The 17,753-nt window shown below is 69.2% G+C and carries 21 protein-coding genes and 1 pseudogene; 15 read left to right on the top strand and 7 right to left on the bottom strand.

Annotated elements, in window-relative coordinates; translation table 11 throughout:
• On the bottom strand, positions 1 to 905 hold a 905-nt coding region (locus tag ABE485_RS05295; protein ID WP_346513978.1), incomplete at its 3' end, for an NYN domain-containing protein.
• A gap of 110 nt (positions 906 to 1,015) precedes the next feature.
• Between ABE485_RS05295 and ABE485_RS05290 the strand changes: the two genes are divergently transcribed.
• The 6 genes from ABE485_RS05290 to ABE485_RS05265 all read left to right on the top strand — a co-directional run bounded on the left by ABE485_RS05290 (position 1,016) and on the right by ABE485_RS05265 (position 4,873).
• Positions 1,016 to 1,591, top strand: coding sequence for a GNAT family N-acetyltransferase (locus ABE485_RS05290; RefSeq protein ID WP_346513977.1), 576 nt, complete (start codon positions 1,016 to 1,018; stop codon positions 1,589 to 1,591).
• A 171-nt stretch (positions 1,592 to 1,762) separates the two neighbouring features.
• Positions 1,763 to 2,668, top strand: a complete 906-nt coding sequence (locus ABE485_RS05285; RefSeq protein ID WP_346513976.1) for a motility protein A — start codon at positions 1,763 to 1,765, stop codon at positions 2,666 to 2,668.
• A complete protein-coding gene (locus ABE485_RS05280) occupies positions 2,665 to 3,675 on the top strand; it encodes an OmpA/MotB family protein (protein WP_346513975.1) in 1,011 nt (336 codons plus the stop codon). The genes ABE485_RS05285 and ABE485_RS05280 overlap by 4 nt, the downstream gene beginning before the upstream one ends.
• A 168-nt stretch (positions 3,676 to 3,843) precedes the next feature.
• Positions 3,844 to 4,230 (top strand): hypothetical protein, encoded by a 387-nt coding sequence (locus ABE485_RS05275; protein ID WP_346513974.1) that lies wholly within the window; start codon positions 3,844 to 3,846, stop codon positions 4,228 to 4,230.
• A complete protein-coding gene (locus ABE485_RS05270; RefSeq protein ID WP_346513973.1) occupies positions 4,227 to 4,418 on the top strand; it encodes a helix-turn-helix transcriptional regulator in 192 nt (63 codons plus the stop codon). The genes ABE485_RS05275 and ABE485_RS05270 overlap by 4 nt, the downstream gene beginning before the upstream one ends.
• Positions 4,419 to 4,519: 101 nt before the next feature.
• Positions 4,520 to 4,873 (top strand): YciI family protein, encoded by a 354-nt coding sequence (locus ABE485_RS05265; RefSeq protein ID WP_346513972.1) that lies wholly within the window; start codon positions 4,520 to 4,522, stop codon positions 4,871 to 4,873.
• 73 nt (positions 4,874 to 4,946) lie between these two features.
• Here ABE485_RS05265 and ABE485_RS05260 read toward each other — a convergent pair whose 3' ends face one another.
• The gene (locus tag ABE485_RS05260; protein ID WP_346513971.1) at positions 4,947 to 5,099 is read right to left on the bottom strand and encodes a hypothetical protein; all 153 of its coding nucleotides are present in this window, start codon (positions 5,097 to 5,099) and stop codon (positions 4,947 to 4,949) included.
• A 216-nt stretch (positions 5,100 to 5,315) separates the two neighbouring features.
• Between ABE485_RS05260 and ABE485_RS05255 the strand changes: the two genes are divergently transcribed.
• The 5 genes from ABE485_RS05255 (at position 5,316) to ABE485_RS05235 (ending at position 9,637) form a co-directional block, all read left to right on the top strand.
• Positions 5,316 to 5,729 carry a YciI family protein gene (locus ABE485_RS05255; RefSeq protein ID WP_346513969.1) on the top strand — a complete coding sequence of 138 codons (414 nt, stop codon included), beginning with the start codon at positions 5,316 to 5,318 and terminating at the stop codon, positions 5,727 to 5,729.
• Positions 5,730 to 5,782: 53 nt separating this feature from the next.
• Positions 5,783 to 6,190 (top strand): VOC family protein, encoded by a 408-nt coding sequence (locus tag ABE485_RS05250; RefSeq protein ID WP_346513968.1) that lies wholly within the window; start codon positions 5,783 to 5,785, stop codon positions 6,188 to 6,190.
• Positions 6,187 to 7,464: an RNA polymerase sigma factor gene (locus ABE485_RS05245; protein WP_346513966.1), complete on the top strand. Its 1,278-nt coding sequence runs from the start codon at positions 6,187 to 6,189 to the stop codon at positions 7,462 to 7,464. The genes ABE485_RS05250 and ABE485_RS05245 overlap by 4 nt, the downstream gene beginning before the upstream one ends.
• Before the next feature lie 124 nt (positions 7,465 to 7,588).
• Positions 7,589 to 8,458: an AraC family transcriptional regulator gene (locus ABE485_RS05240; RefSeq protein WP_346513964.1), complete on the top strand. Its 870-nt coding sequence runs from the start codon at positions 7,589 to 7,591 to the stop codon at positions 8,456 to 8,458.
• A 213-nt stretch (positions 8,459 to 8,671) separates the two neighbouring features.
• Positions 8,672 to 9,637 carry a DMT family transporter gene (locus tag ABE485_RS05235; RefSeq protein ID WP_346513963.1) on the top strand — a complete coding sequence of 322 codons (966 nt, stop codon included), beginning with the start codon at positions 8,672 to 8,674 and terminating at the stop codon, positions 9,635 to 9,637.
• A gap of 41 nt (positions 9,638 to 9,678) precedes the next feature.
• Here the strand turns inward: ABE485_RS05235 and ABE485_RS05230 are convergent, their stop codons facing one another.
• Both ABE485_RS05230 and ABE485_RS05225 read right to left on the bottom strand, forming a co-directional pair.
• On the bottom strand, positions 9,679 to 10,347 hold the full coding sequence (locus ABE485_RS05230; RefSeq protein ID WP_346513961.1) for an HAD family hydrolase: 669 nt from the start codon (positions 10,345 to 10,347) through the stop codon (positions 9,679 to 9,681).
• Positions 10,348 to 10,431: 84 nt separating this feature from the next.
• Positions 10,432 to 11,640 (bottom strand): CynX/NimT family MFS transporter, encoded by a 1,209-nt coding sequence (locus tag ABE485_RS05225; protein ID WP_346513960.1) that lies wholly within the window; start codon positions 11,638 to 11,640, stop codon positions 10,432 to 10,434.
• 106 nt (positions 11,641 to 11,746) lie between these two features.
• Here ABE485_RS05225 and ABE485_RS05220 point away from each other — a divergent pair, with 106 nt between their 5' ends.
• Positions 11,747 to 12,658, top strand: coding sequence for a LysR family transcriptional regulator (locus ABE485_RS05220; RefSeq protein ID WP_346513959.1), 912 nt, complete (start codon positions 11,747 to 11,749; stop codon positions 12,656 to 12,658).
• Here ABE485_RS05220 and ABE485_RS05215 read toward each other — a convergent pair.
• Positions 12,649 to 13,449 carry a DUF169 domain-containing protein gene (locus ABE485_RS05215; RefSeq protein ID WP_346513958.1) on the bottom strand — a complete coding sequence of 267 codons (801 nt, stop codon included), beginning with the start codon at positions 13,447 to 13,449 and terminating at the stop codon, positions 12,649 to 12,651. The genes ABE485_RS05220 and ABE485_RS05215 overlap by 10 nt on opposite strands.
• 68 nt (positions 13,450 to 13,517) lie before the next feature.
• Positions 13,518 to 14,399: a LysR family transcriptional regulator gene (locus ABE485_RS05210; protein WP_346513956.1), complete on the bottom strand. Its 882-nt coding sequence runs from the start codon at positions 14,397 to 14,399 to the stop codon at positions 13,518 to 13,520.
• A gap of 95 nt (positions 14,400 to 14,494) precedes the next feature.
• On the opposite strand from ABE485_RS05210, the gene gstA reads away from it, so the two are divergent.
• Positions 14,495 to 15,106, top strand: a complete 612-nt coding sequence (gene gstA / locus ABE485_RS05205) for a glutathione transferase GstA (RefSeq protein WP_346513955.1) — start codon at positions 14,495 to 14,497, stop codon at positions 15,104 to 15,106.
• 9 nt (positions 15,107 to 15,115) lie between these two features.
• Here gstA and ABE485_RS05200 read toward each other — a convergent pair.
• Positions 15,116 to 16,032, bottom strand: a pseudogene (locus ABE485_RS05200) (LysR substrate-binding domain-containing protein).
• 102 nt (positions 16,033 to 16,134) lie between these two features.
• Here ABE485_RS05200 and ABE485_RS05195 point away from each other — a divergent pair.
• Positions 16,135 to 16,884 (top strand): SDR family oxidoreductase, encoded by a 750-nt coding sequence (locus ABE485_RS05195; RefSeq protein ID WP_346513954.1) that lies wholly within the window; start codon positions 16,135 to 16,137, stop codon positions 16,882 to 16,884.
• A 48-nt stretch (positions 16,885 to 16,932) separates the two neighbouring features.
• On the top strand, positions 16,933 to 17,742 hold the full coding sequence (locus tag ABE485_RS05190) for a nucleotidyltransferase domain-containing protein (protein WP_346513953.1): 810 nt from the start codon (positions 16,933 to 16,935) through the stop codon (positions 17,740 to 17,742).
• Positions 17,743 to 17,753: the final 11 nt, after the last annotated feature.

Genomic DNA, 17,753 nt, shown 5'->3' with positions numbered 1-17,753 from the left:
CCCTGCGCGTCGGCGGATTCGCCCGCAGGCTGGCGAGCCGCCGCCTGCGCGTCGGCGCCGCGCGCGGCCGGCTCGTCATCCGAGCCATCGCGGTACACATAGGTGCCGGATTTTTCCTCGCGGCCCACATCCAGGAAACCGCGCGACTGCGCCTCTTCCAGCAGATTGCCGAAGGCCCGGAAGCCATAGTAGGACTCGTTGAAGTCCGGCTTGCGGCGCTTGAGGGCGTCCTTCAGGGCCGATGCCCAGATCTTGCCGCTGTCGCCGCGTTCGGCCATCAGCGCTTCGAAGGTCTCGACGACCATCTCCACGGCCTGGGTCTTGCGCGCATCGAGCTCTTCCTTGCGGCGGCGCTCTTCGTCGGGCGAACGGCGCTGGGCCGCCGCGCCGCCACGGTTGTCGCGACGCGCCTCGGCGGTGCGCTGGCCTTCGCGCGCCAGATCGTCATAGAAGATGAATTCATCGCAGTTGGCGATGAGCAGGTCCGAGGTGGACTGCTTGACGCCCACGCCGATGACCTTCTTGTTGTTCTCGCGCAGCTTGGACACCAGGGGCGAGAAATCGGAGTCTCCGCTGATGATCACGAAGGTGTTGACGTGGGACTTGGTGTAGCAGAAGTCCAGCGCATCGACGACCAGCCGGATGTCGGCGGAATTCTTGCCCGACTGGCGCACGTGCGGGATTTCGATCAGCTCGAAATTGGCCTCGTGCATGGGGGCCTTGAATTCCTTGTAGCGCTCCCAGTCGCAATAGGCCTTCTTGACGACGATGCTGCCCTTGAGCAGCAGGCGCTCAAGCACGGGCCGGATGTCGAACTTCTGGTATTTGGTGTCGCGTACGCCCAGCGCCACGTTCTCGAAGTCGCAGAAAAGCGCCATGCTGACGTTTTCGTTGGGGTTGTTCATGTTCTCTCCAATGCCGCGGCCGCCCGGGTCTATCCCGTTCCAGGCGCCGCCAGAATCCGCCCATGATATACATATCCGGCCCAACCTCCCGGCCCGAACCCCGTTCCGCCATGTCCGACGCTCCGCAGATCCCCGAACTGACCACGGCCCGACTTATCCTGCGCCCCCTGCGCCTGGAGGACGCCGACGCCATCCAGCGCATCTTTGCCCAATGGGAAGTCGTGCGCTTCCTGGCGGACAAGGTGCCATGGCCCTATCCGGCCGACGGGGCGCGCCAGTTCGTGGAACACTTCGCCCTGCCCGCCATGCGCCGCGGCCTGCAATGGCATTGGTCCATCCGCACCCAGGCCGAACCGGACCGCCTGATCGGCATGATCAGCCTGATGGACGACGACCCCGGCAACAACCGGGGATTCTGGCTGGACCCCGCCCGCCAGGGCCAGGGCTACATGACCGAAGCCTGCGCTGCCGCCACGGGCTACTGGTTCGCGGTGCTGGGCAAGCCGCTGCTGCGCGCGCCGAAGGCCGTGGCCAACACGGCTTCGAGCAGGATCTCGGCCGGCAGCGGCATGCGCCTGGTCGGCACCGAAGAACGCGGCTACGTCAGCGGCCGCCTGCCCAGCGAGATCTGGGAGATCACCCGCGAGGAATGGCTTGCCCGACAGGCGGACAAGGATCTCCGGTAGATCGGTCCCTTATTTGCCCGCCTGCGACGCCCGCCTGACAGCCGGATTAAGCCCGCGCTTACGGCCCTTTTCGCCCCGCTTTCCGGCCAATTGACCGCGCGCTCTCCTGGCTAGAATTCCCGAAAATCCGGCATTCCGCGCATGGAATGCCTTTGCTATCGGGCTAGATCCATGAATCCGTCTACCGTCATCGGCGCCGTTGTCGGCCTGCTTACGCTGGTCATCGTCGTCGCGCTGTCCGCCAACGACGCCAGCCTCTACTTCAACCTGCCGGGCATGGCCATCGTGCTGGGCGGCACCTGCGCCGCGCTGTTCATCGCGTATCCGCTGCAGGAAGTGGTGCGCGTCTTCAAGCTGGTGCGCACGGTGTTTCGCAACGACCAGCACGACCAGCAGCGCGACATCGAAGAACTGGTTGCGATGGCCCAGCTTTGGATGAACGCCGACGTCCACAAGGTCGAGCACGAGCTCAAGAAGGTTTCCAATCCCTTCCTGCGCACCGGCGTGCAGCTCATCATCGACAACACGCCCGAAGAGCAGATCATCGAGCTGCTGAAATGGCGCGTGGCGCGCCTGCGCGCCCGCGAGCAGGCCGAGGCGCAGATGTTCCGCGTCATGGCCACGTTCGCGCCCGCCTTCGGCATGCTGGGCACGCTGGTCGGCCTGATCAACCTGATGGCCGTGCTGGGCGACGGCAGCATGCAGACGATCGGCCAGCAGCTGGCCATCGGCCTGATGACCACCTTCTACGGCATCCTGCTGGCCAACCTGGTCTGCAAGCCGATCGCCTTGAAGCTGGAACGCCGCACCGCGCGCCGCGTGGAGTCCATGAACATGGTGCTGCAAGGCATCTCGATGATGTGCGAGAAGCGCGGTCCGGCCATGGTGCGCGAGACCCTGAATTCCTTCGTGATGCACGTCGAAGACGAAATCTACGATGGCGGCGCCGCGGCCAAGCCCAAGCCCAAGACGGAAGGCCAGGTCAAGCCGGCCGCCGCGGCAACGGCCGCCGCTGCATCGGCCGCCGCTGCATCGGCCCCCGTTTCCATCACCCGCCCGGCCTCCGCGCGCCAATGAGCCTGATTTCCCCTTCCCTGGCGCATCGCATCGAGCAGGCCCGCCAGGCTCAGCTGCGCGCGCAGAAGGCCGCCGCCAACAGCGGCTGGCGTCCCAGCGAAAGCGACCGCCAGGACCGCTACGCGCGCTGGCATGTCGAAGAAGCCGTCGAACAGGATTCCGAGAACTGGCTGCTGAGCTACCTGGACCTCATCACCCTGCTGCTGGCCATGCTGGTCGTGATGCTGGCGGTGGCGCGTCTGCACGGCGGCTACGAGAAGCCCGATAAGCCCGTGGAACTGGTCGGCACGCTGGCCGCCGCCGGCCTGCCCCAGTACGACGGCGAATACGCCGAATTCGAAACCGCGCACATCCCCGCCAGTTGGGCAGAGTCGCCCGCCCCCGCAACCGCCGTGGCTGCGGCCGAGTCCGCGCCCACCGACGAAGTCGTGGTGGCCGAGGCCGCCAAGCCGCTCACGGCCCCGTCCAAGGAATCGCTGGGCCTGGCGGACCTGGGCAAATCGGTGGACGTGATCATCAATGAACAGTCGGTGAGCTTCCGCATCAGCAACGAACTGCTGTTCCCGTCGGGCCAGGCCACGCTCAGCCCCTCGGGCCTGGACGTCATCAAGCGCCTGGCTGGCATCCTCAACAAGAACGAATACCAGGTCTCCGTGGAAGGCCACAGCGACCCGGTGCCGATCCTGACCAAGCAGTTCGCCTCGAACTGGGAGCTGTCCAGCAGCCGCGCCACCAGCGTGCTGCGCGAACTGGTGCGCGACGGCGTGGCCCCGCAGCGGCTGCGCGCGGTGGGCTACGCGGAAACGCGTCCCATCGAATCCAACGACACGGCGGCAGGCCGCGCGGCCAATCGCCGCGTCGAGCTGATCATGGACATCGCGCCGCCGCAGACCGCCAAACAGGCTGGGGCCGCGCCGCAAGCGCCCGCCGCTGCGGCAGCTGGCGCGCCCCAGGCGGCGGCGCCTGCCGCGCAGGCGCCCGAGGCCGCCGCGCCGGCCAGGTCCTGATCCGCGGCATCCCACGAAACCGGCGCGAGCCGGTTTTTTTTCGCCTGGCGCGCCGCCAGACGGCTTGCCGGCCGCGGCCTTGCCGAAAACGTCGATGTAAAGGACGCTTGACATGCGCCGCCCGGCCCGCCAGAATGTCAAGCACGCTTTACACAAGGAGGGATCCGCATGAATCAGAACCAGGCCAAGCGCCGCTATTTCAAGGAATTGGGCCTTGCCATGGCGCTCTACGCCGTCCTGCTGGTCGGCGCGCTGCGCCTGAGCATGGAACTGCAGCCGGGCGCCCTGCGCACCGCCCTCCTGCTCAGCCCGATGCTGGCGTTCCTGCTGGCGCTGCGCGCGGTGGTCCGCGCCATTCGCGGTTCCGACGAGTTCATCCGCAAGACCACGCTCGAACATCTGGCCATCGCCGCAGCCGTCACCGCCGGCGTCACCTTCACCTACGGCTTCCTGGAAATCGCCGGCTTTCCCAAACTGAGCATGTTCGTGGTCTGGCCGCTGATGGGCGCCGTCTGGGCTGGCACGACCATCGTCGACACCCTGCGCCACCGATGAAAAACCGCATCCGCGAGTTGCGCGCCGAACACGGCTGGAGCCAGGCCGTGCTGGCCGAACGGCTGGAGGTCTCGCGCCAGACGGTCAACGCCATCGAAACGGGCCGCTACGATCCAAGCCTGCCGCTGGCCTTCGCCATCGCCCGCGTGTTCCAGGCCTCGATCGAGTCGATTTTCCAGGAAGACTGAGTGTCGGTGCCTGCCGATCAGGCATGGCGCGCGCGAGGGGAACGGCGGTAACCTAGCGGACCCGCCGCTCGCGGCAACCGCAGTCCGCACCGGGAGTCCCCATGTCTTACCTGTTGTTGATCGTAGAACCGGTGGGCCAGCGCGCCCAGCGCACCCCCGACGAAGGCCGCGAGGCCTATGCGCAAATGGTGCGCTACGCCGAATCCCTGCAGGCGCGCGGACTGCTCACGCGCGCCGAATCCCTGAAGTCCGATGCCGAAGCCGTCCGCCTGCGTGTCCGCGACGGGGAACGCCAGTTGATGGACGGCCCCTATGCCGAGGCCAAGGAAATGATCGGCGGTTTTTTCCTCCTGACCTGCGATTCCCGCGAGGAAGCGCTGGCGCTGGCCGCCGAATGCCCGGCCGCGCAATGGGCCACGGTCGAGGTCAGGGAACTGGGGCCGTGCTTCATGTAGGACGGCCGGGGCCTGCATATTGCCGGCCCCGCGGTCCGGCGGTCCGGCAGTCCGGCGGTCCGGCGATGCCGTGTCAGCAGTTTCCTTTCTTGGCCTGTCCGGGAGGACAGAAGCCGCCGCGGCCGCCGCCATCATGCGGGTCGACCACCACGGAGCCTTGCGGCGTATAGACGGCACAGCCGGACAGCAGGAAAGCGACCAGGGCAAGACTACTCAGGATTCTCATATCGTTGCTCGAAGGTTGAAGAACGCAGCGAGTGTATGGAAGACCACTGCAACCAGGGCTGGACCTTCGTAACCAGGTGATATCGGCGCGAATCGATCTCAATTGTCAGTACTTACCCTAGGGTTGGCCATCCCGTGTCGATCCGCCGCGTCGCCGTTCGTCGTAGCTGTACAAGCCCCCCTGCGGGCCTTGATTTCCTCATTCAGGAGACCTCAGATGCGATTCATGATCATCGTCCGGGCCACGCCCGACAGCGAAGCCGGCATGATGCCGGACGACGCCCTGCTGGCCTCGATGGCGACCTACCACGAAGCCCTGGTCAAGGCCGGCGTGCTGTTGGACGCCAACGGGCTGCAGCCGACCTCCAAGGGATGGCGCGTGCGCTACGACGGCGCCGGCGAGCGCAAGCTCATCGACGGCCCGTTCGCCGACACCAAGGAACTGATCGCCGGCTACACCATGATCCAGGTGCGATCGCGCGAGGAAGCGATGCAGTGGGCCATGCGCTTTCCGTCGCCCTTCCCCGGCCAGCCCTGCGAGATCGAGGTGCGGCAGGTGTTCGAGCTGGATGACTTCGAGCCCAGCAAGGAAGTCGAACGCTTCCGCCAGATGCCCTCTCCCAGCCACTGAAGGCGCCCACTTTCATACCCGCCACCTCAACCGCCATTCCAACGAGACACGCCATGCACAAACAGATCTTCGTCAACCTGCCGATCGCCGACATGCAGAAGTCCCAGGCATTCTTCAAGCAGCTGGGCTACACGTTCAACCCCGATTTCACCAACGACCAGGGCGCCTGCATGGTGGTGGGCGACAACCTTTACATCATGCTGCTGGTGAAGGACTTCTTCCAGGGCTTTACCGGCAAGCCGGTGGCCGACGCCACCCAGAGCACGGAAGTGCTGGTCTGCCTGTCCTGCGAGAGCCGCGCCGAAGTCGACGACCTGGTCGCGCGCGCCGTGGCGGCGGGCGGTTCGTCGCCGCGCCCGCCGCAGGACTACGGCTTCATGTACGGCCACGGATTCGAGGACCTGGACGGCCACATCTGGGAACTGGCCTACATGGAGCCGGGCGCCAAGCCCAACGCATGACGCAGGCAGCCACGCATCGCGCCATCGAGGCGGTCTGGCGGATGGAAGCGGCCAGCGTCATCGCCGGCGTCGCGCGCCTGGTGCGCGACGTGGGGCTGGCCGAAGAGCTGGCGCAGGACGCCCTGGTCGCGGCGCTGGAACGCTGGCCGGACACGGGCGTCCCCGACAATCCCGGAGCATGGCTGATGACCACCGCCAAGAACCGCGCCCGCGACCGCCTGCGCCTGGACGCCCTGCACACGCGCAAGCACGAGCAGATCGGCCACGAGCTGGAAGCCCTGCAGGCCGACGTCGAACCGGACTTCGTCGACGCGCTGGATGCGGCGCGCCAGGACGACATCGGCGACGATCTGCTGCGCCTGGTGTTCACGGCCTGCCATCCGCTGCTGTCCACCGATGCGCGCGTGGCGCTGACGCTGCGGCTGCTGGGCGGGCTGACCACGGGCGAGATCGCACGCGCCTTTCTGGCGTCCGAATCCACCATCGCGCAGCGCATCGTGCGCGCCAAGCGCACCCTGTCCGCGGCGAACGTCCCGTTCGAGGTGCCCGCGGCCGCCGACCGCGCGCCGCGCCTGGCGTCCGTGCTCGAGGTCATCTACCTGATCTTCAACGAAGGCTATTCCGCGACGTCGGGCGACGACTGGATGCGCCCCGGGCTGTGCGACGAGGCCCTGCGCCTGGGCCGTGTCCTTGCCGAGCTCACGCCCGCCGAACCCGAAGTGCACGGGTTGGCGGCGCTGATGGAACTGCAGGCCTCCCGCCTGCATGCGCGCACCGACGCGCAAGGCCGGCCCGTGCTGCTGATGGACCAGGACCGCCGCCGCTGGGATCCGCTGCTGATCCGACGCGGGCTGGCGGCGCTGGCGCGCGCGGCCGCGCTGGGCGCGCCGCTTGGGCCCTATGCGCTGCAGGCCGAACTGGCCGCCTGCCACGCGCGGGCCGCCACCCCGGCAGACACCGACTGGCCTCGCATCGTGGCGCTGTACGACGCGCTGGCGCAGGCCATGCCGTCGCCCGTGGTGGAGCTGAACCGCGCCGTCGCCATCGGCATGGCCTTCGGGCCGCAGGCCGGGCTGGACCTGGCCGACCAGCTGGCGGCGGAGCCGTCGCTGGCCAACTACCACTGGCTGCCCAGCGTGCGCGCCGACCTGCTGGCCAAGCTCGGCCGCAAGGCCGAAGCCCGCAGCGAATTCGAACGCGCCGCCGGCATGACACGCAACGCGCGCGAACGGGAACTGCTGCTGGCGCGGGCGCGCGAGATGGAAATCGGATAGGTGTCGGACACCTGTGCAAGTCAAGGCCACGCTCACCCGATAGTCAGGCCGCTGGCCATTCCCAGACGATTCCGGCCTATCGCGCAATGCCTGGAACCCGTGCCGGCATGCTTAAATTCCACCCATGCCCCGCGCCGACACCGTCTCGTCCGCCCCCGCCGCGCCCGCCATCACGGGCGTGCCGGCCGCGTTCGACCATCCCGATGACCGCGCGCAGTTCCGGATCGCGGCGCACCAGCCCGGTGTGGAGCTCTACCGCGCCCACATCATCCGGCACGCCTTCGAACCCCACACGCACCAGGCCTTCGGGCTGGGGGCCATCGAATCCGGCGTGGAGCGCTTCCGCTACCGGGGCGCCGACCACCTGGCGCCGTCAGGTTCCCTGGTGCTGATGAACCCCGACGAACTGCACACCGGCCGCGCCGAAACGGCAGGCGGCTGGCGCTACCGCATGGCGTACATCGACCCGGACGTGGCGGCGCGCGTAACGGGCGAAGCCGGCTGGTGGTTCAGCGCCGCCGTCGGGCGCGACGCCGCTGCGGCGCGGCGCGTCACCGCCCTGCTCGACGCGCTCTGGAACGCGGCGGAACCGCTGGCCTTCGACAGCGCCCTGCACGCGCTGCTGGCCGAGTTCCGCTCCCATGCCCAGGTGCCGCGCCCCGCCCGGGCCGAAGGCGCGCCCCGGTTTGCGCCGGTCATCGATTACCTGCGCGCGCACCTGTCGCGGCGCCTCACCCTGGACGAACTGGCGGCGGTGGCCGGGCTCAGCCCCTTCCACTTCCTGCGCAGCTTCCAGGCGCACCACCACGCCACGCCGCAGCAGATGCTGATGGCGCTGCGCCTGTTCGAGGCCAAGCGCCTGCTGGCCGCGGGCCAGGCGCCGGCCCAGGTGGCGCTGGCCGCCGGCCTGACCGACCAGGCCCACCTCACGCGCGCGTTTTCTCGGCGCTATGGGGTTACGCCCGCGCGCTACCAGAAGCAAGTGCGCGCCTAGCGGGCCGGTCCACGCTGAATGACGCCTTGCGCCGGCCCGCGACCGGACGAAGGCGGCGCAATCGGGTTCAGATCCGACCCGCTCCCCGGCGCACGTGCAGCGCAATCTGGTTCAGATCCGGCCCGCTCCCAGGCGCACGTGCAGCGCAATCTGGTACAAGACCCGCCCCCCCTGCCTGGCTAGACTGGCGACTATCGTGACCTGGAGCAACGTATGTGGGCTGGAACCCTTTACGCCCTGGCCGCCGGCCTCATGTGGGGGCTGGTGTTCGTCGGGCCCCTGCTGCTGCCGGAATACCCGGCCGCCCTGCAATCGGTGGCGCGCTACCTGGCGTTCGGCCTGATCGCGCTGCCGCTTGCCTGGCTGGACCGCCGCAACCTGCGGCTGCTGACCCGCGCCGACTGGATCGAGGCCCTGAAGCTGGCCGCCATCGGCAACCTGCTGTATTACCTGTGCCTGGCCAGCGCCATCCAGCGCGCCGGCGGCCCCGTGCCGACGATGATCATCGGCACCCTGCCCGTGGTCATCGCCATTTGCGCCAACCTGCGCAATGCGCGGCGCGACGGCAAACTGCCCTGGCGGCGGCTGGCGCCGTCGCTGGCGCTCATCGCCCTGGGCATCGCCTGCGTCAACCAGGTAGAACTGCAGGCCCTGCGCCAGGACGCCCACGCCGACATGTCGCGCTACGCCATCGGCGCCGTGCTGGCGCTGGGCGCCGTGGCCTGCTGGACCTGGTATCCGCTGCGCAACGCGGACTGGCTGCGCGACCACCCGGGGCGCAGTCCGCGCAGCTGGGCCACGGCCCAGGGCGTGGCGACGCTGCCGCTGGCGCTGGCGGGCTACGCACTGGTGTGGATCGGCATGGCGGCCACCGGAAGCGAATTCGACATGCCGCTGGGCCCGCGGCCGGACGTCTTTCTTGGGCTGATGATCGCCATCGGCCTGTTCGCATCCTGGCTGGGCACGCTGTGCTGGAACGAAGCCAGCCAGCGCCTGCCCACCGCCCTGGCCGGCCAGCTCATCGTCTTCGAAACGCTGGCCGCGCTGGCCTACGCATTCATCCTGCGCGGCAGCATGCCCGAACCGCTGACCCTCGTCGGCATCGCCTGCCTGGTCGTCGGGGTGCTGCGCGCGGTGCGGGTCAAGCCCCAGCCGCTGCCTGCGGCGGCCGGCGCCTGACCCCTGTCAGCGCCGGCCGGAAGCGGCAAGCCTGCGACAAATCAGATGACCTCCGGCAGCCGCAGCAGGTCGTCGATGACCTCGAAAGCGCCCTCGTCCAGCAGCCGTTTCCGCTGATCAGGGCCGTTGTGCGACGCGCCCACATAGCCCACCGCCCGCATGCGCGCGGCGCGCGCCGCGCGCACGCCCGGCACGCTGTCCTCGACCACGACGCAGTCCAGCACCGCCGCGCCCATCCGCCGCGCCGCGAACAGGAACACGTCCGGCGCCGGCTTGCCCTTGGCCACCTGGGCCGTGCTGAACACGTTGGGCGCGAATTCGTCCCACAGGCCCACCAGCTTGAGCGCCGCTTCGAGCTTGGGCGGCGTGCTGCTGGAGGCCACGCAGACCTCCAGCCCGCGCTCGCGCAGGGCCTTGAGCGTTTCATGCACATGCGGCAAGGCCCGCAGTTCCTGGCGGAACGTGGTCTGCAGGCGGTCGGCATACTGGCTGGCGAAGCCGTCGGGCAGCGAGCACGCGTTCTCGGCCTGCAGGGTCTGCCACATGTCCGCGTCGGGAATGCCGGCGAACCGGCGCGCGGCCTCCTCGGGCGTAATGGCGATGCCGTGTTCGGCCAGCGCGCGCGACTGCGCGCGGGCCGCGATGATTTCGCTATCGATCAGGACGCCGTCGCAATCGAAGATGACCAGGCGTGGGGCAGAGGTGAACATGGAGTCTCCAACATGGGTTCCGCTCCATGATAGGCCAGCTTCGTGACGGTTCCGTCAGCGCCGCGCGGGTTAGCGCCGCGCGGGTCAGCGCCGCGCCGGTTCGACGCGCCGCAGGCGCCAGGCGATGACCAGGCCGGCCACGCCCGCGGCCGCCACGATGAAGGACGCCGACGACCAGCCGTAGCGGTCGATTGCCCCGCCCACAGCCACCGGCCCGATCACCTGCCCCAGGTTGCTGCCCTGCATCACCAGGCCCACCGACGCCGCGGTCAGCGCCGGACGCGGCGCCACCAGCGGCGCCGTGCCCAGCAGCGTGGCCGGGATCAGCCCGCCCACCGCCGAGAACAGCACGCACAGCAGGAACGTGGGCATCGCTGGCAGCGCCGATCCGAAGATCAGCAGCGCCACCGCGCCCATCACCGCGCTGGCGCATGCGATCAGCGTGGACCGCCGCCATCCGCGCGCCAGCAGCACGCCCGCTCCCAGGTTGCCCACGACGTTGGCGGCGCTGGCGATGGCGCTGTACAGCCCCGCCATGGCCAGCGTCAGCCCGAGCTGCTCCATCAACAGCACGGGCAGGAACGTGAAGAGCGCGAAGAACATCAGGCTGTAGAGCGTGAACGACAGCGCCAGCAGCACGGGCCCCGCGGCGCCCAGGGTGTCGACGGTGTCCTGGCGCAGGCTGGTCCAAGACAGGCCGGCCCCGCGCGCCGAGGGTGGCGCCAGCACGGCCACGCAGACAAGCGCCACGGCTGCCGCCAGCCCCGCGCACCACCAGTAGGCGTGCCAGTCCCCGAAGGCCTGCGAAGCCAGCATCGCGATCGCCATCCCCGCCGGCATGTAGCAGCTCCAGAGCGCAAACGCGAAATCCCGGCTACCCGCCGTGACGATGCGCTGCAGGGCCGCCGGCCCCGCCACCGTGATCATCAGGAATCCCAGGCCCTCGATCACGCGGGACGCCAGCAGCACGCCGTACCCCGGCGCCAGCGCGCCGGCCGCCGTGCCCGCCGCCGTCGCCGCCAGGCCCAGCAGAAGCATCCGCCGGGCGCCGAAACGCGCGATCACGCCGCCGGCCGCGATGCCGCCCAGCACGCCCAACACCGAAAAGACTGCCGTCAGCGCGCCGATGGACGCCAGGTCCAGCCCCATGTCCCTGCGCAGCAGGGGCGCGGCGATGATGACCTTGCCCACCTGCAGCGCCGCCACCACGCCCGCCCCGACGATGGCCAGCACGGCGCCCCACTGCGTGCGCGCCGCCGGCGCCGCAACCTGCACGTCTTCAACCCTGTCCATCCCGCCCTCGCGTCGATCCCGATCCCGGCATCATGCCAGCGGGGATCGATCCCGGTAAGTGATAATCTTTCGACGAACTTGATCTAAAAAACAGATCGGCTGCCGGATGATAGACGCCCTCACCCTCGACCAGCTCCGTGTGTTCGCCGCCGTGGCGGACAGCGGCAGTTTTCGCGCGGCGGCCCGGCGCCTGTCGCGCGTGCAATCCGCCGTCAGCCACGCCATCGCCAACATGGAGGCGCAACTGGGCGTGCCGCTGTTCGACCGCGCCGGACACCGCCCCGTCATGACCCCGCAGGGCCAGGCCCTCCTGGCCAACGCGCGCGACATCCTCCTGCGCGTGGACGCCATGCGGGCCCGCGCCCAGGGCCTGGGCGAAGGCGTGGAACTGGAACTGTCGCTGGTGGTGGATACGCTGTTCCCGATCGGCCAGGTCGGCGCCGCCCTGAACGGCATGCGCGCCGCCTATCCTTCCGTGGCGCTGCGCGTGTCGGTGCTGCCCTTGGGCGGCCCCGTCGAGGCGCTGCTGGCCGGCACCCATACCCTGGGCATCCTCGCCGGCGAAAGCTTCCGCCATCCCCGCATCGCCGTGCAGGCGCTGGGCGCCGTGCAGATGGTGGCGGTGGTCGGCGCCGGCCATCCGCTGGCCCGGGCCGCGCGCGACGGCGCCGCGCTGGCCGCGCCGGACCTGGCCGATCACCTGCAGATCGTGCAGTCCGATCCTTCTTCCCTGTCCGCCGGGCGCGACTTCGCCGTGCTGTCTCCGCAGACGTGCCGCGTCAGCGGCCAGGACACCAAGCACGCGCTGATCCTGTCGGGACTGGGCTGGGGCCGGCTGCCGCTCTGGCAGGTGGAGCGCGACCTGGCCGAGGGCCGCCTGCTGCGCGTGCCCACCGGCAGCCTGGGCCGCGACAGCCAGGTCGCGACGGAAACCTATCTTGCGCATCGCATCGACAAGCCATTGGGCCCCGCGGCGCGCGCGCTTGCCGCCGCCCTGCGGGAGGCCGCTCAGCCCTGAGCCCTGGGCGGCTGGGCGTAGCTCACGCCCATGCCCGCCCGCACGTCGTTCTGGATGCCGTACGGCGCGATGGGATAGCGCAGGCCGTTGGCCGCCAAGGCCTTCATGCCCTCGATGGCGATGGGCAGGTAGCGCGGCGGCAACGCCATCAGCATCTCTTCGTCCGGCACGCCGCCATAGCGGCGCTCGGCGAAACAGGGCAAGGACAGGCTGGGTTCGCCAGTGGCCAGCGCCCGGCCCCAGGAGTCGGCACAGGCCGTCTCGCCCACCACGCTCCAGTCGAAACGCCGGTAGTTCTTCCATTGCAGGCCGTTGATCAGGATGATCATCTGGCCCGGCGTCGCGTACACCAGGCAGATGTCCGGCGGGTCGAGCCGGCCGGAGGCCAGGGGCGACACCACCATCGCCCGGTACTTGCCCGCCGGCACACAGGAAAGGGCCTCCTGCCGCGCCCGCGCGTCCGCTTCGGTGGCGTGCCACACGCCCACGTAATCCTTCCCGCTTTTCCAGGCCTCGTCCTGCGGCCCCAGTCCGATGACGGCGCGGCATTGCGCGCCGACCAGGTCGTCGCCGGTAATGCCCACCGTCCAGCCCAGGCGCGCCGCCATGCCGACGATCTGGTCGGTGGTGTGCGTGGCCGTGGGCCGGCGCAGCCCCTTCACGTCCGCCATGCCGGCTTCGTCCTCGTAGAGCTTCATGCCGATGACGGTGGTCTTCAGACGCAGCAGCCGGTTCAGGTCGTCGACCAGCGACGCCCAGTTCAGCGGGGTTTCCTGTGTTGTCTCTTCCATGATCGTCCTTTGGACTGTTGTGCGCGGTCGGGCCGGCTTCGGGCCGGCGCTGCCGCAAGCGGATAAGACTACAACGAATGCGCCTCGTCCTCGCGCAGCATCGCAAACAGCGCCCGGACCGGCGCGCTGTCGATGGCCGCCGCCGAAGCGGCAAGGCCGAACGCACGGTGCAAGGGCTCGGCAAGGCTCGTCACGCGCAGGCCGCGCCGGTTGTCCGGCAGCGTCAGGGCCGGCACCAGCGTCACGCCCAGCCCTTCCCGCACCAGCGCGTACGCGCTTGTCCAGTCGCGCACGCTGGCGCGCACGTCCGCCAACGCCAGCCCCGCATCCGCGGCCAGGCTCTGCGCATTGACGCTGCACCCGCCCGTGGCCAGGATGAAAGGCTGCGCCGCCAGGTCGGCCAGGGCCACGCTGCCGCCCGCACGCGCCAGCGGATGGGCCAACGGCAATACCGCCATCCATTCGTCCTCGCCCAGGGGACACACCTGGCGACCCGGCGCGGCGTTGAGCACCACCCCGACGTCCACGGTGCCGTCGGCCAGCAGCGTTTCGACCTCGTCGTCGCTGGCCTCGAGCGAGACCACGTCGATGGCCGGATGCAATTGCCGGAAGCGCCGCAGGACCGGCGGCAGCACTGTCGCAAAGACCATGGGAAAGCTCGCCAGCCGCAAGGTCTGCCGCGCCGTCCCCGCCGCCGCCAGCGACAGCGCCTGAATGCGCTGCAACGCGTCAAGCATGGCGCGCGCCTCGTCAGCCACCCTGAGCCCCAGTGCGGTCGGCACCGTCCGTCGCCGTTCGCGGGCAAAGAGCGGCGCGCCCAGGCTCTCTTCAAGCTGGGCGATCGCCTGGCTGGCGCCGGACTGCGTCATGCCCACCCGCGCGGCCGCGTGGGTGATGTTGCCGGCATCCATGACGGCCACCACCAGCCGCCAGTGCATCAGGTTCATCATGGCATCAGCTCTACTTATGTCACTTTTCTGGAAAAGTAATTTTACGCATGGCTGTGCGGGCGTCATGCTTCCCTCTCACCTTTGAGGATCCCCGCATGAAGCTGTATTACTCCCCCGACACCTGCTCCCTGTCGCCGCACATCGTGCTGCGCGAACTCGGCCTGCCGTTCACGCTGGTCCGGGTCGACAACCGGACCAAGCGCACCGCCGACGGCGCGGATTTCCTGGCAATCAATCCCAAGGGCTATGTCGCCGCGCTGGAATGCAACGACGGCCAGGTGCTGACCGAAGGGCCCGCCATCGTCCAGTACCTGGCCGATCTGAAGCCCGAGGCCGGGCTGGCGCCGGCCAACGGAAGCTGGCAGCGCAGCCGCCTGCACGAATGGCTGAATTTCATCAGCACGGAAATCCATGGCGGGTTCGGACCGCTGTTCAACCGGCAGCTTCCCGACACGGCGCGCGAATGGTGGCAGGCGCGGCTGGAGAAGCGGCTGGGTTACGTCGATGACGCGCTGCGAGGCCGATCCCACCTGCTGGAGGGAGATTTCAGCGTGGCGGACGCCTACCTGTACACGGTGCTGCGCTGGGCCGGTTTTTTCCGCATGGACCTGCGACGCTGGCCCGCCATCCCGCCCTACATGGACCGGATCGCGCAGCGCCCGAGCGTGCAGGCCGCGCTGGCGGCGGAGACCGCCGCCCCGGCCTGATCCCGGGAACTACCTGAACGCATCCACCCCGCGCATCAGGGCATCCGCCATCCGCGGCTGGCGCAACTGGTCCAGCCACCATTGCAGCGCTCGCCCGTCGTGGTCGCCGCGCCAGGCGAGGTATAGCAGGTTCGGCTCGCGCGGGGTCTCGGTGGTTTTTTCGATCAGCTCGCCGCGCGCCAGCAGGGACGCCGCGCGATGGCGCGGCACCCATCCCACGCCCAGGCCCGCGCGCTGCGCCAGGATCTTGGCGCGCATGCTGGGCACCGCCAGCGTGGCCTGCCCGCCCACCCGCCCATAGCCCCGCGCGCCGGAAGCCCGGGAGGTGTCCGCCACTACCACGGCGCGATGCTGCTGGATCTGGTCCTGCCGCAGCGGCGCCTTCGCCCTGGCCAGCGGATGGTCCGGCGACACGGCGAACAGCCATTCCATCACGCCCAGTTCCGCCCATTGCAGGTTCGGCATGGTCTGCGGCTCGTTCGTCGCGCCCACGATCAGGTCCGCCCGGCCCTCGCGCAGGGCTTCCCAGGTGCCGCCCAGCACCTCATGCGTGAAGCGCAGCGCCACCCCCGAGTCCAGCTTGTCGAACGCCTGGACCAGCGGCGCCATCAGTTCGAACTCCAGGATCTCGTCGCTGACGATGCGCAGCCGGTCTTCCCAGCCGCTGGCCACCTGGCGCACGCGCTGCGTCAGCCGGTTGACGTCCTGCATCAGCCGCGCGGCCTCGTCAGCCAGCAACTGGCCGGCGGGCGTCAGTTGCAGCCGGTAGCGGCGCCGGTCGAACAGCAGCGCGTCAACCGTTCCTCGAGCTGCCGGGCGGCGTGCGACACGGAGGACGGCGCCTTGCCCAGCCTTGCCGCCGCCCGCGACAGGCTGCCGCTGTCGCGGATGGCTTCCAGCAGCGCCAGTTCATTCGGGCTCAACATGTGCAATTCCTTCGAACGTGTTTATGCGAAAGATCGTACGACAAACCGCCTGGCCAGGCGCACCATGGCTACACCTCACCTCCCTTCCAAAAGGAACCTGTCATGAACCGTTTTGCACAGAAGACCGTCCTGGTCACCGGCGGCACCAGCGGCATCGGCCTGGCCGCCGCGCAAGCCTTCGCCGCCGAAGGCGCCCGCGTCATCGTCACCGGCCGCGACGCCGCCGCCCTGGAAAAGACCCAGGCTGCCCTGGGCGGCAACGCCCTGGCCATCCGCAACGTCGCCGGCGCGCCCGGCGCCGCCGCCGCGCTGGGCGAAGCGCTGGCGTCCGCGGGCGTGCGCCTGGACGCCGTGTTCGTCAACGCGGGCGTCGCCAAGTTCGCCACGCTGGCCGACGCCACCGAAGACCTGTGGGACCAGACCTTCGACACCAACATCAAAGGCGTGTTCTTCCAGCTCCAGGCGCTGGCGCCCCTTTTGAACGACGGCGCGTCCGTGGTGCTGAACGGCTCCATCAACGCCCACATCGGCATGCCGGCGTCTTCGATCTACGCTGCCAGCAAGGCCGCGCTGATCTCGCTGGCCAAGACCCTGTCCGCCGAACTGCTGCCGCGCGGGATCCGCGTCAACGTCGTCAGTCCCGGCCCGGTCGCCACGCCGATCTACGACAAGCTGGGCCTGGACGCGGCCACGCTGGAAAAGACGGCCGCCAGCATCCAGGCGCAGGTGCCGCTGGGCCGCTTCGGCAAGCCCCAGGAAATCGCGGCCACCGTGCTGCACCTGGCCGCGCCGGAATCGGCCTTCATCGTGGGCACGGAGATCATCGCGGACGGCGGCATGAGCCAGCTTTGAACGGCGCCGGCAGCCGAAGCGGCGGCGCGGCGGTGATAGGATTCGGGCATGACCGCCATCCTGCATGCCCATCCCATCGATCCCGCCGTGCGCGAACGCGTCATGGCCACCCTGCAAGACATCGAGCAGCGCCACGACGTGCGCGTGCTGCTCGCCTGCGAATCCGGCAGCCGCGGCTGGGGCTTCGCCTCGCCCGACAGCGATTACGACGTGCGCTTCCTGTACGTGCACAAGCTGGACTGGTACCTGCGCGTCGCCCCGCAGCGCGATGTGATCGAACTGCCCATCGACGACGAACTGGACGTCTCGGGCTGGGAACTGCGCAAGTCGCTGCAGCTTTTGCGCGGGTCGAACCCCACGCTGTTCGAGTGGCTGGATTCGCCCATCATCTACCGCCAGGATGAGGCCACCAGCGCCTGGCTGCGGCACTTTCGCAGCGCGTATTTCTCCAGCACCAAGGGCCGCTGGCACTACGTGTCGATGGCGGGACGCAACTTCCGCGAGTCGCTGCAGGGCGACACCGTGCGGCTGAAGAAATACCTGTACGTGCTGCGGCCGGTCCTGGCTGCGCAATGGATCGACAGCGGGCGCGGCGTTCCGCCCATGCGCTTTGCCGACCTGGCCGACGCCATGGTCACCGACGGCGCCTTGCGCGACGAGATCAACCAACTGCTGGCCATCAAGATGGAGGCCGGCGAAGCCGAGCACGGACCGCGGTTCCCGCTGATCCACGCCTACCTGGAATCCACGCTGGCCGAGCTGGAAAAGGCGCCCTACTTCGACCGGCCCGACGGGCAGACCGAAACGCTGGACCGGTTCCTGTACGAGGTCGTCACGGGCGCGCCCCTGACTTATTGACCTGCCCGGCC

Origin of the sequence: Achromobacter spanius, from assembly GCF_039673305.1 — a bacterium.
Lineage (GTDB): Bacteria > Pseudomonadota > Gammaproteobacteria > Burkholderiales > Burkholderiaceae_B > Achromobacter > Achromobacter spanius_F.
The sequence above is the reverse complement of the archived record's forward strand: the minus strand, read 5'-3'. Positions and strand labels throughout refer to the sequence as shown.